Below are 12,114 nucleotides of genomic sequence, written 5' to 3'. Positions count from 1 at the left end.
GCAACAGGATTGAAACTCTATGAAAACAGAATGTAAGTTTTCGAATCTGCATCATGACTACAAGGAGAAAAAGGATTTATGACAAAGAAAATCTTGGTCCTGCACACAGGAGGAACCATTTCCATGCAGGCTGACGGCTCTGGGGCTGTCGTTACCAATGCTGATAACCCTATGAACCATGTGACCGTTCCGCTTGAGGGGATAGAGACGGAAGTCATTGACTTTTTTAATATTCCCAGTCCTCATATCACGCCCCAGCACATGCTCAAGCTCTACCAGAAAATCAAAGCCAGTGCTGACCAATTTGACGGAGTGGTCATTACTCATGGGACAGATACTTTAGAAGAGACAGCTTACTTTCTAGATACTATGCAGCTACCGAAGATTCCGGTCGTTCTGACCGGAGCTATGCGCAGTTCCAATGAGCTGGGGAGTGACGGAGTCTATAACTACCTGACAGCCCTACGGGTGGCTAGCGATGAAAAAGCTAGTGATAAAGGCGTACTTGTCGTTATGAATGACGAGGCACATGCTGCCAAGTATGTAACCAAAACCCACACGACCAATGTCAGCACCTTCCAGACGCCGACTCACGGACCACTTGGCTTGATTATGAAGCAGGAAATTCTCTATTTTAAGACAGCAGAGCCTCGAGTCCGCTTCGACTTGAACAGCATCTCTGGTCTGGTGCCTATCATTCCAGCTTATGCGGGCATGAAGACAGAGCTTCTGGACATGCTGGATTTAGACAAGATAGACGGCCTCATCATAGAGGCATTCGGTGCTGGCAATCTTCCCAAAGAAGTGGCGGGCAAACTGGCTGATATGATAGCAGCCGGACTGCCAATCGCTCTGGTCTCTCGCTGCTTTAACGGAATTGCTGAGCCGGTCTATGCTTATGAAGGAGGCGGCGTTCAACTGCACCAGGCTGGTATCTTCTTCGTCAAGGAGCTCAATGCCCAAAAAGCCAGAATCAAACTGCTCATCGCCCTGAATGCTGGACTCAAAGACCAAGAACTACGAGATTATATGGAAGGCTGAGAGAAAAAGTCCTTATTTACTTTCTTTAAATCAAAAAGTGCTAAGGTTGCTTAGCACTTTTTTGACTCTTTCATATTCTAACATTGGGAAAACTTCATTGAATCGCTGGACTTAGAAGATAACCTCAAACAGAGACTCTAAAATTTCAAAAATATAATCACTTACCATAGGTCACCTCTATTTTCTGAGCTTTCTTAAATGTCTTTGGATAGTGGACTTTGATTGTAACTTTCATAACTTTTACCTCGCTTATCATTCATTCTTTAAGAGCAAAAACGAAACTCTTGGAGTGTTTAACTTCAAGTTTGGTCTCTAATCTTTTTGTTCTTACTTGGATATAAGGATACAGCCCTAAACTTAAGAATCTCTTATAGATTTCTTAGGGAAAGCTTATAGTCAAAGAAATCCGGCAGCAATCCCTATCTACTATTTGAAACGAACAAGTCTTTTCAACCAAATACAAAAAAACTTCACCGATTGGGTGAAGCTTGTGATTTGTTAGGAGATTTATGATGAAAAAATTCTAAATTATTCTTATTCTTTGAGTGGCTCATACCTCGCAGGTCTTCTAATCTTCAAGCTTTGGTTACAGGATTTTAAGGGATGTTTACATTGTCATTGGTCCTACCTCTTTCTTTGATTTGACAATAGTATAATCCCTCAAACTTAAAGCCTACTTATAAATAACTTGCAGGAAACTTAATTCAAAGAACCTTTAATCTAGGTAATCTCGCTTGTCCAAATGAAGAGCAATCAAGTGCCAATTAGGATCTGTCCGCCAGTTCGGATCAGCTGTAATCTGGCTGGCAACCTTTCTGGCTTCTTCTAAAATTGGATAATCTTCCACGATGTCTGCCATTTGAAACTCTGGTATACCAGACTGCCGAGTACCAAAGATTTCTCCAGAGCCTCGCATTTTCAGATCCTCTTCAGCCAGCAGGAAACCATCAGTCGTCTCAGTCATGATTTTCATGCGGCGCTTGCCCGACTCCGTCTTGGGATTGGCAACCAAGACGGCATAAGACTGCTTGCTCCCTCGGCCGACACGGCCTCTTAGCTGATGAAGCTGGCTGAGTCCAAAGCGGTCCGCATCCATGATGACCATCACCGTAGCATTTGGGACGTTGACTCCGACCTCAATGACTGTGGTAGAGACCAGAATATCAGTCCGTCCTTCCTTGAAGTCCTGCATAATCGCCTCTTTTTCCTCGCTCTTCATCTTGCCATGAAGCAGAGCCACTTGGGTCTGCCGACCAAAATAGGCTGTCAATTCTTCTTCTAGGGCAATGGCATTCTTAAGATCCAGCGCCTCAGATTCCTCAATCAAGGGAGAAATAAAGTAGACCTGAGCTCCCTTGTGGAGCTCTTTTTTCAGCCAGTCGAGGACGACTTCCAGCTGCTCATGCTTGACCCAGCGGGTGATGATAGGTTTGCGTCCCGCTGGCATCTGGTCAATAATGGACACATCCATATCACCAAATGCTGTAATGGCAAGGGTTCTGGGAATTGGCGTCGCCGTCATCATAAGGACATCAGGATTGTCTCCCTTTTCCCGTAAAATCCGGCGCTGCTCCACACCAAAGCGATGCTGCTCGTCAATAATGACCAAGCCCAACGCATGGTAACGGACTCCTTCCTGAATCAGGGCATGGGTTCCGACAATCATGTCCACCTGACCCTTTTCAATCGCTGCCAAGGTTTCCCGGCGCTCAGCTGCTTTCATCCCACCAGTTAGCAGGGCCACCTTCAATTCTGGAAATAGCTGAGCTAGGCTGTCAAAATGCTGCTCAGCCAAAATTTCTGTTGGAACCATCAGAGCTGACTGAAAGCCAGCTGTATAAACAGCATACATAGCCAGACCAGCGACAACAGTCTTTCCACTTCCCACATCCCCCTGCAGCAGGCGATTCATGTGTCCAGGCGATCGCAAATCCTGCAAAATCTCTGTCAGACTGCGCTCTTGAGCCGAAGTCAGCTCAAAAGGTAAGCTCTGCTTTTTCTCGGCCACAGCATCCGATTGCCAATCAATCTTCAATCCATTGCTGACAGCCTTGGTTTCTCTCTTTAAGACCTGCAGCTGCATTTGGAAATAAAAAAGTTCTTCAAATTTAACCCGCCGAAGAGCCTGCTTGTAATCAGCTAAGTCCTTTGGAAAATGCATGGCCCGTACAGCCTCAACTCTGCTCACCAGCTGGTAGCGTTCCAGCAGGGACTGGGGCAGATTTTCCTCTAAGAGCAAGTCCAATCCTTGGTCAAAGGCAGTCTTAATCAGCTTGACCAGACTGGCCTGACTAATTCCCTGAGCCAGCCGATAGACAGGCTGCAAGTCGTCCTCTACCTGGGCCAGCAGTTTCATGCCAGTCAGACTGGCCTTGGCTTTGTCCCACTTGCCAAAGACAGCTATATTAGCTCCCACTTCAATCTTGTCCGCTAGATAAGGCTGGTTAAAGAAGTTAACTGCCAAAGCGACATCTCCCTGCTTGATAGTAAAGCGCAGGCGATTGCGTTTGTAGCCATAATACTGGACATTGGCTGGGGTCACGACCTGACCAGAAATAACCGCCTTTTCTCCATCCTCCAAGTCTAGGACATTCTTACTCTTAAAATCCTCATAACGAAAAGGAAAATAAAGCAGCAAATCCTGCAAGGTCTCTAGACCCAGCTTGGCAAATTTTTCTGCTGATTTCGGTCCCACACCAGGCAGAACCGTCAAAGGTTGGTGTAAATTCATAATTCCTCTTTCAGTTCTGATACTGCTGCGGATATAAAATCACAGACAGGGGGTCAAGCTAGAACATTATCAAATACTTCAATCGGTTCCCTGCATTAATCATCTTAGTCTTTATAGACCCTCGGTACACGGTCGCTAATCAAGCAGACCACCTCATAGTTAATGGTGCCACGCTTTTCTGCCACATCTGTCGCCGCAATGGTCTCCGCTCCGCTATTTCCAATCAACACAACAGACGTGCCAAGGGGATACGCCTGAGGCAGGCGCACTGTAATCTGGTCCATGGAAACGCGGCCAACAATAGGGCAACGCTGACCATCAATCAAGACATCAAAGCCCTGCATATCGCGTGTCCAGCCATCCGCATAACCCAAAGGAATGGTACCAATCCACTCTTGAGACTTGCTGGTGTAGGTAGCTCCATAGCCAACATCTGCTCCAGCCTCTACTTCCTTGACATGCACCAATTCTGAGACCAGCGACAGAGCTGGCTTGAATTCATAAGGAAGTTCTAAAACAGTTCCGCTAGGGTTGAGGCCATAAATGATGTCACCCAACCGGACCGCATTTAGGACGGTCTCGCTATGCCAGAGAGAAGTAGCGGAATTACTAGCGTGAACGAGAGGAGGTACATTGTCCAGCTCAGATAAAATCTGATGAAAACGAGTCAGCTGGGCTTCGAACTTATGGTGCTCCGCTTCATCTGCCGTTGCAAAGTGGGTGAAAATCCCCTCTGCGACAGCCCCAGCAGCCTGCAAGCGATGGATTGCCTCCTGAGCTTCCTGACTATCTCGAAAACCAATCCGCCCCATACCAGAGTCAATCTTGATATGAAAATTCAATCCAGTCAAGTCTTCTTCAGCAGTTAAAGCTAGATCCAGCCATTCTAAACTGGCTACGGCCAGAGACACCTTTCCCTTTCTAGCCAGCGGAAGCGCAGCCAGATCTGACACTCCTAGCACCAGAATTTTTTTGCCAATGCCCGCTGAGCGCAGCTCCAAGGCTTCATCAATATTAGACACACAAAATCCATCTACAAGGGGCTCAATGTGCCTAGAAACTTCAATAGCTCCATGACCATAAGCATTGGCTTTAACGACAGCCCACTTCTCAGTCGTCTGAGGCAGATGGGCACTCAGTTGTCTAATATTAAAAGCAATGGCAGCTAAATCAATCACTGCCTTGCTGGGTCTATGCAGACTAGCTTTCATCATTTTCCTCCAAAATAACGCTGGCTGTAACTAGGCCAGCAGCATGGCTGATTGAAATCCAAACCTTGCCAGCAAAAGGTGAACGGCTGAAATAAGGAGCTCCCTGACGGTCATTTAAAATCTCCAAGTCCTGAAACCTGAGCTTACCGATGCCAGTTCCCCAAGCTTTAGAAAAAGCCTCCTTGGCAGCCCAACGACCAGCTAGAAATTCTATTTTCCGCTTGCCGGATAACTCCTCAAAACGAGAAAGCTCCGCCTCCGTCAAGACTTTTTTTGCAAAGCGGGCATTTTTCAGATAGGCTCGCTCAATGGCAGCCAACTCTTCTATGTCAATTCCGTGTCCTTTTATCATATCATTCTCTGGAAAGGCGACAAAACTCAGCTGGGCTGCCAGCTGAGTTCGTCTTCACCCGACAGTTAGTCCTCTTTACAGGTCAAGACTGTCCCTTTCAATTTTCCTTATTTATCTAAAGTGTTGTAAATTTCTTCAATGAGCTGAACAGTATTGTCCCAGCCCAGGCAAGGGTCGGTGATGGATTTACCAAAAACTTCCGGCTCATTTTGCCGGCCGTCTTCCAGATAAGACTCAATCATAAAACCACGAACCGCTCTCTTAATCTTTTCATTCCAATCCCGATTCAGCAAGGTCTGACGCACAATCCTAATCTGTTCCAGATACTGCTTGCCAGAGTTATCGTGATTGGTGTCAATGACAATGAAAGGATTCTCCAAGCCCATCTTTTCGTAGTAGGAAATGGCTTCCAGCATATTCTCATAGTAGAAATTTGGGATATTTTTACCGTATTCATTGGTAGCCCCACGCAGAATAACATGAGCCAAAGGATTCCCAGAGGTTTCTACTTCCTGACCATGAAAAAGGAAAGTCTGCTTATTTTGTGCTGCATAGACAGCATTAAACATAACCCCCAGATTGCCAGAAGTTGGATTTTTCATGCCTACCGGGGCGTCAATCCCAGACGCTACAAAGCGGTGCTCCTGATCTTCAACTGAGCGGGCACCCACAGCATGATAGCTGACCAAGTCGTCTACCAGCACAAGATTGGACGGATAGAGCATCTCATCAGCTGTCGTCAGACCAGTCTCTGTAATGACGCGGTAGTGCAGCTGACGAACTGCCTGCAAACCATTGATAAGACTAGGAGCTTTAGAAGTATCTGGCTGGTGAACCAAGCCCTTATAGCCATCCCCATTGGTCCGCGGCTTAGCAGTGTAGACGCGCATGACGATAAAAATCTTATCTGCGACCTTCTTCTGCAGCTCTGACAAGCGGCGGGCATACTCCAGCACAGCCTCTTCATTGTCCGATGAACATGGGCCAATCACCAAGAGAATACGCTCGTCTTCCCCACTGAGAATCTCAGCTAGTTCTTGATCTCGCTTATTTTTATGAGCCAAGGCCTGACCAGTCAGTTTGGTTCTGGACTTAATCTGCTCAATGTCAATCTTCTGACCTTTTTCGATAAATGCCATACTATTTTCCTAATGAATCATAAATTTCACGAACCAACTGTTCTGTATTAGCCCAGCCCAGACAAGGGTCAGTAATGGACTTACCAAAGACTTCTGGCTCGTCCTGACGGCCATCTTCCAGATAAGACTCAATCATAAAGCCCCGTACGGTAGCCTTAATCTTTTCATTCCAGTCCCGGTTAATCAGAGTCTGGCGAACGATACGGACCTGCTCCAGATACTGCTTACCAGAGTTATCATGATTGGTGTCAATAATGATAAAGGGATTTTCTAAGCCCATTTTTTCATACTGGGCAATGGTGTCCAGTAGGTTATCATAATAGTAGTTAGGAATGTTCTTGCCGTATTCATTCAGAGCACCACGCAAGATGGCATGCGCCAAGGGATTGCCAGATGTTTCTACTTCCTTACCGGAAAATAGGAAACTCTGCTTGTTCTGAGCTGCATAGATGCCGTTAAACATGACATTGAGATTGCCAGAAGTCGGATTTTTCAAGCCAGTCGGCAGATCCGCTCCACTAGCTACAAAGCGATGCTGCTGGTCTTCGACCGAGCGAGCTCCTACAGCCATGTAAGAAATCAAATCATCTACCAGAGGCAAGTTTTCTGGATAGAGCATCTCATCAGCTGTGGTCATGCCTGTCTCGGAAATAACCCGATAGTGCAGATTGCGGACTGCCTTGATGCCGTTAATCAGACTTGGAGCGGCAGTCGCATTGGGCTGATGAATAAGCCCTTTGTAGCCATCTCCGTTCGTCCGAGGCTTGGCAGTATAAACCCGCATGACCATGAAAATGCGGTCTTTTACTTCTTCTTGGAGAGCAGATAGACGCTTGGCATACTCTAGCACCGCTTCTTCATTATCTGAAGAGCAGGGACCGATAACCAAGAGAATGCGGTCGTCTTGACCACGCAGAATTGCTTCCAACTCTCGGTCACGCTTTTCCTTGCGAGCTAACATGTCGCCTTCTAGCTTAGCAAGTTGGCGAACTTTTGCTACATCAATGGGTTGACTAGTTGCTTTAAAGGTCATCTATTCTCCTTCTTTTATGTTTACTTTTTACGGCCGTGACAGTTCTTAAACTTCTTGCCAGAACCACATGGACAAGGGTCGTTTCTCTTTACATTGGACAGGTCTACATTCTCGGGCATATTTGGCGCCTTGGCAGAGATATTGCGGGTAGCTGTCGTATTGATAGCCCGCTCTGTCCGAGGGCGCTCTTGCTCATGAATCTGCGCTTTCATCATCAGACGAGTTACATCGAATTCAATGGAGCCAATCATGTCGTTAAACATGCGGAAACTCTCTGCTTGATATTCGACAACTGGGTTATTTTGTGCATAACCGCGCAGTCCAACAGCATTGCGCAGCTGATCAAGGGCGTCAATATGATCAGTCCACTTGCTGTCCACCACGCGCAGAATCAAGACCTTCTGGAATTCACGTACAGCTTCTTCGTCTCGCAGTTTAGCAATCTGACTGTCGTAGACTTCCAATGCACGTTCAAACAGATAATCTTTGATTTCTTGGTCAGACTTGCCTTCCAAATCGCTATCAGAAATAGAATCTTCTGAAACCAAGTTATACTTAGCAAAGTTTAAAATTGCTTCAATCTTATCATCCTGATCAGAGTGGCTGCTTCCATCAACGATGCGGTTGATCGTCCGTTTAATCATAGCATGGATTTCAGGACTGAGGTCACGGTCAGCAGTAATGACATCGTGGCGCTCAGCATAAATAATTTCCCGCTGCTCACGCATCACGTCATCATACTGCAAGACTTGTTTCCGCGTATCGTAGTTATTTCCTTCGACACGCTTCTGAGCTGCCTCTACCTGACGGGTCAGCATGCCAGACTTGATAACAGAATCTTCGTCACTAAGGTTCATCCGATCCAAGAGGGCTTTAATGCGCTCTGAGCCAAAGCGACGCATCAGCTCATCTTCCAGTGACAGGTAGAATTGTGACTCACCTGGATCACCCTGACGGCCTGAACGTCCGCGCAGCTGATTGTCAATCCGGCGGCTTTCATGGCGTTCTGTACCGATAACGCAGAGACCGCCCAATTCGCGAACACCTTCACCCAACTTGATGTCGGTTCCCCGTCCGGCCATATTGGTCGCAATAGTAACCGCTCCACGTTGGCCGGCGTTCATGATAATTTGCGCCTCTTTATAGTGGTTTTTCGCATTAAGAACTTCGTGAGGAACCCCAGCTTCTACCAATTTCTTAGAAATATAATCACTGGTTTCAACCGCAACGGTACCAACCAGAACTGGCTGGCCTTTTTCATGACGCTCTTTAACATCCTGAACAACTGCCTTAAACTTAGAATCAATACTTGGGTAGAGCAGGTCAGAATGGTCAATACGTGCTACCGGACGGTTAGTTGGAATTGGAATAACACGAATGTTGTATGTTTCGCGGAACTCTTCTTCCTCTGTCTTAGCTGTACCTGTCATGCCGGACAACTTCTTATACATACGGAAGAGGTTCTGATAAGTGATAGAAGCAGAAGTCTTTGTTTCTTCCTGAATCGGCACACCTTCTTTGGCTTCAATCGCTTGGTGGAGACCGTCGGAGTAACGACGTCCCTCCATTGTCCGACCGGTAAACTGATCGACAATCAGAATTTCCTGATCTTCACTAACCACATAGTCAATGTCAAGGAGCATGATGTAGTTAGCTCGCAGGGCATTGTCGATAAAGTGAGTCAGGGCAACATTTTCAATATCATAGAGATTGTCCAGCTTGAAGTAGCTTTCTGCCTTGTCAATCCCTGAATCAGACAGACCAATCGTCTTAGACTGAACATCGATGATGTAGTCGTCCTTATCCAGAGATTTGACATAGTGGTCAGCCATATGATAAAGCTGGTTGGTATCTGAAGAAACCGGTCCTGAAACAATCAGCGGTGTCCGAGCTTCGTCAATCAGGATTGAGTCCACCTCATCGACCAAGGCATAGTTGAGTGGGCGCTGTACCATGTTTTCAGCGCGGACTACCATGTTATCACGCAGGTAGTCAAAGCCGATCTCAGCATTGGTTGAATAGGTAATGTCGCAAGCATATGCTTCTTTCTTCTCAGATGGAGACTTAGCTGCCAGATTGATACCGACAGAAAGGCCAAGCCAAGAATAGAGTTCACCCATTTCAGTCGCATCACGCTCAGTCAGATATTCGTTGACTGTGACAACATGCACACCTTTTCCTGCAAGGGCATTTAGGTAAACTGGCATTGTCGCTGTCAAGGTTTTTCCTTCACCGGTACGCATCTCTGGAACGTCACCATGATGGAGAACGATCCCCCCCATAACCTGTACCTTATAAGGGAAAAGACCCAACACACGCTTAGCTCCTTCACGAACAACTGCAAAAGCTTCAAATAAGAGCTGATCTAAAGTTTCACCATCAGCATAGCGTTTCTTGAATTCTTCCGTTTTTGCCTGAAGTTCTTCATCAGACAAAGCTGCCATTTCGTCTTCATAAGCCAAGACCTTGTCAGCCATTTTTTCTAATTTTCTTAATTCACCTTTATCATTTTCAATGATAGTCTTTAAAATATTCGCCATTTTTTTCCTTACTATATAATAATCTTTCTGATTTTTAGAATGTTCTTTTCATTATAGCATGTTTTCCTATATCTTTCAAGAATGAAAAAAGCAAAAAAAGCTTCATTAGACTGTGCTTACAGAACTGGAATATAACAGGAGATTAGAGGATAATTTGTGCATGATAAACTATGTGCTTTTCAATCTATATTTTCCCCTCTCAGTTTTGAGCAAACTTCAACACCTTAATTGTATCGCATTTGGATTTTTTAGGAGAATCTTCAATTTGCACCTGCATGGCGTGATTTATTGGCTAGAGTCTTATGGAACTAGACGGGCTGAAAGTTATATAAACGAAAACCAGCACCTAAAGTGTACCGACTCTAAAAAGCTAGATTTTTGTGTCTAACTTTTGTAGTGCAGTACAGAGGCACTGGTTTTTATATGGGGATACCATCCGTATTTCACTTCCCCTTAGTGGGGAATCAAACTATTGAATCCAATTGTTCAAACCTCCAACAAACTAGCCTTGCCAGTCAGCCGGATAGGTCACATAGATAAAGCGGGCCTTATCTCTGACAGAGAACTGAATGTCGCTGCCTTTAGGGATAAAGAGTACTTCGCCAGGGCCAGCTGTCATGACTTCGTCACCAACGATAATATCAAGACGCCCTTCAATAACATAGTCCACTTCATCATAGTCCAGATGCCATGGGAAAGTTGTCTTTTCCATGGTCATCAGACCCAAGCCCAATCTTGGGCTTTCGTCTAAGGTCAGCAAGTCTCGTGTATAAACTTGATGGCTCGCATCACCTGTATCCAAGCGATCTTCTGGACGAACATCCAGACCAGGCAGGGCGATAGAAGCTACGCCTGCCTTGCTGACTTTTTTCCCACCATCTTTAGTGGCTAATTCTTCCAATAAAATCTTACGAACCAATGTTTCTAGGTCAGAACGATTAATATCTGCCATACTTCATACCTCCAAGTCTAAGCTTCCTTCTTCGTTAAGAAGAAAGCCAGTAATACCGCTGTGATACCGCCGACAAATTTACCAATCATCATCGGCACAATCATTTCCGGTTTTTGACCGGCTGTGAAGCCTAGGTGATCTCCGATAACAAAGGAAGCAGATACGGCAAAGGCTACGTTAATAATCTTACCGCGTTTGTCCATATCCTTCATCATCTGGAACATGGCAATGTTATTAGCTAGAGAAGCTACCAAACCAGCTGCACCAACTTCGTTCATTCCTAGGGATTTTCCGATAGCAGAAAGCGGTTTGTTGGCTACCTTGGTAAAGACAGCTACCAGACCAAAGGCTCCAGCCAGGGTTACGGCAATCGTTCCGACAACTTCAAAGGCTTCCTTCAGTGTATCAGCACCTTTTGGATAGATGCTGATGAGCCACTCATTACCAGTCAGGAGCTGAGCTGCACCAAAGGCCAAACCAAGCGTTGCCAAGATAACAATAATCTGACCAAACACTTCAAAACCTTTAATCATGGCATTAGGTGCCAAAAGCAATCCTATGAAAATCAGAGCAGATACAATGATAATCGGGATAAGATTGACAACCAAGGTTCCAAAAGGCAGACCTGGTACGAAAAGTCCTCCGAGGAGACAGCCAATCGGAACAGTTACTAAACCGTATAAGATTCCGCGAGCCAAAAGCGGACGGTCATCTTTTTCGATAATACCCAAGGCAACTGGAATCGTAAAGACGATGGTTGGCCCCATCATAGAGCCCAGTACAAAGGCAGCAAAATTTCCTACCGCTGGATCCTGAGCCAGACTGAGAGCCAGAGGAGCTCCTCCCATATCATTGGCAATGAAGGTTGTCGCAAAAATAGACGGGTCAGCGCCCACCAAGCCATACAAAGGCACGACAATTGGTTTCAAGACATCCGCCAAGAGGGGAGCGATTACCATAATCCCAGCCATAGACAGAGCCAAAGCTCCCATAGCCATGATTCCTTCTTCAAATTTTTCACTTAGTCCTAGTTTGCCACCGATACATTTATCCACTGCACCGATCAGCATGAATAGCACCATGATATAAATGATAATTTCATTGATACTCATAAC

Annotated in this window: 9 protein-coding genes; 1 reads left to right on the top strand and 8 read right to left on the bottom strand. The window is 45.8% G+C overall.

What is annotated here, in order from left to right; all coding sequences use genetic code 11:
- Positions 1–78: 78 nt before the first annotated feature.
- Positions 79–1,041 (top strand): asparaginase, encoded by a 963-nt coding sequence (locus RSK81_RS02805; RefSeq protein ID WP_002925689.1) that lies wholly within the window; start codon positions 79–81, stop codon positions 1,039–1,041.
- A 715-nt stretch (positions 1,042–1,756) separates the two neighbouring features.
- On the opposite strand, the gene recG is transcribed toward RSK81_RS02805, so the two are convergent.
- From recG to RSK81_RS02765, 8 genes are all read right to left on the bottom strand, one after another.
- On the bottom strand, positions 1,757–3,772 hold the full coding sequence (gene recG / locus RSK81_RS02800) for an ATP-dependent DNA helicase RecG (RefSeq protein ID WP_315687365.1): 2,016 nt from the start codon (positions 3,770–3,772) through the stop codon (positions 1,757–1,759).
- Positions 3,773–3,876: 104 nt separating this feature from the next.
- Positions 3,877–4,983: an alanine racemase gene (gene alr, locus RSK81_RS02795; RefSeq protein WP_315687747.1), complete on the bottom strand. Its 1,107-nt coding sequence runs from the start codon at positions 4,981–4,983 to the stop codon at positions 3,877–3,879.
- The gene (acpS, locus tag RSK81_RS02790) at positions 4,973–5,335 is read right to left on the bottom strand and encodes a holo-ACP synthase (RefSeq protein ID WP_125336472.1); all 363 of its coding nucleotides are present in this window, start codon (positions 5,333–5,335) and stop codon (positions 4,973–4,975) included. Before acpS ends, alr begins: the two co-directional genes overlap by 11 nt.
- A 107-nt stretch (positions 5,336–5,442) precedes the next feature.
- Entirely contained in the window at positions 5,443–6,474 is a 1,032-nt protein-coding gene (locus RSK81_RS02785) for a 3-deoxy-7-phosphoheptulonate synthase (RefSeq protein ID WP_002911863.1), read from the bottom strand.
- 1 nt (position 6,475) lies between these two features.
- Positions 6,476–7,507 (bottom strand): 3-deoxy-7-phosphoheptulonate synthase, encoded by a 1,032-nt coding sequence (locus RSK81_RS02780; protein ID WP_125338266.1) that lies wholly within the window; start codon positions 7,505–7,507, stop codon positions 6,476–6,478.
- 20 nt (positions 7,508–7,527) lie between these two features.
- Positions 7,528–10,047: a preprotein translocase subunit SecA gene (gene secA, locus RSK81_RS02775; RefSeq protein WP_125410662.1), complete on the bottom strand. Its 2,520-nt coding sequence runs from the start codon at positions 10,045–10,047 to the stop codon at positions 7,528–7,530.
- 502 nt (positions 10,048–10,549) lie between these two features.
- Complete coding sequence (locus RSK81_RS02770) at positions 10,550–10,999, bottom strand: cupin domain-containing protein (RefSeq protein ID WP_002896350.1); 450 nt, start codon at positions 10,997–10,999, stop codon at positions 10,550–10,552.
- A 17-nt stretch (positions 11,000–11,016) separates the two neighbouring features.
- Complete coding sequence (locus tag RSK81_RS02765) at positions 11,017–12,111, bottom strand: ethanolamine utilization protein EutH (protein WP_315687363.1); 1,095 nt, start codon at positions 12,109–12,111, stop codon at positions 11,017–11,019.
- Between the last annotated feature and the right edge of the window lie 3 nt (positions 12,112–12,114).

This window comes from Streptococcus sp. DTU_2020_1000888_1_SI_GRL_NUU_041A (assembly GCF_032387735.1).
Taxonomy (GTDB): Bacteria; Bacillota; Bacilli; order Lactobacillales; family Streptococcaceae; genus Streptococcus; species Streptococcus sanguinis.
Note: the sequence above shows the minus strand (reverse complement) of the source record. Positions and strands in the feature narration are given on the sequence as shown.

What these genes read in the sequence shown, in the direction of transcription:
- RSK81_RS02765 (WP_315687363.1), bottom strand. Translation starts at nt 12,111, where the DNA reads ATGAGTATCAATGAAATTATCATTTATATCATGGTGCTATTCATGCTG.
- RSK81_RS02780 (WP_125338266.1), bottom strand. Translation starts at nt 7,507, where the DNA reads ATGACCTTTAAAGCAACTAGTCAACCCATTGATGTAGCAAAAGTTCGC.
- RSK81_RS02785 (WP_002911863.1), bottom strand. Translation starts at nt 6,474, where the DNA reads ATGGCATTTATCGAAAAAGGTCAGAAGATTGACATTGAGCAGATTAAG.
- RSK81_RS02770 (WP_002896350.1), bottom strand. Translation starts at nt 10,999, where the DNA reads ATGGCAGATATTAATCGTTCTGACCTAGAAACATTGGTTCGTAAGATT.
- alr (WP_315687747.1), bottom strand. Translation starts at nt 4,983, where the DNA reads ATGAAAGCTAGTCTGCATAGACCCAGCAAGGCAGTGATTGATTTAGCT.
- acpS (WP_125336472.1), bottom strand. Translation starts at nt 5,335, where the DNA reads ATGATAAAAGGACACGGAATTGACATAGAAGAGTTGGCTGCCATTGAG.
- recG (WP_315687365.1), bottom strand. Translation starts at nt 3,772, where the DNA reads ATGAATTTACACCAACCTTTGACGGTTCTGCCTGGTGTGGGACCGAAA.
- secA (WP_125410662.1), bottom strand. Translation starts at nt 10,047, where the DNA reads ATGGCGAATATTTTAAAGACTATCATTGAAAATGATAAAGGTGAATTA.
- RSK81_RS02805 (WP_002925689.1), top strand. Translation starts at nt 79, where the DNA reads ATGACAAAGAAAATCTTGGTCCTGCACACAGGAGGAACCATTTCCATG.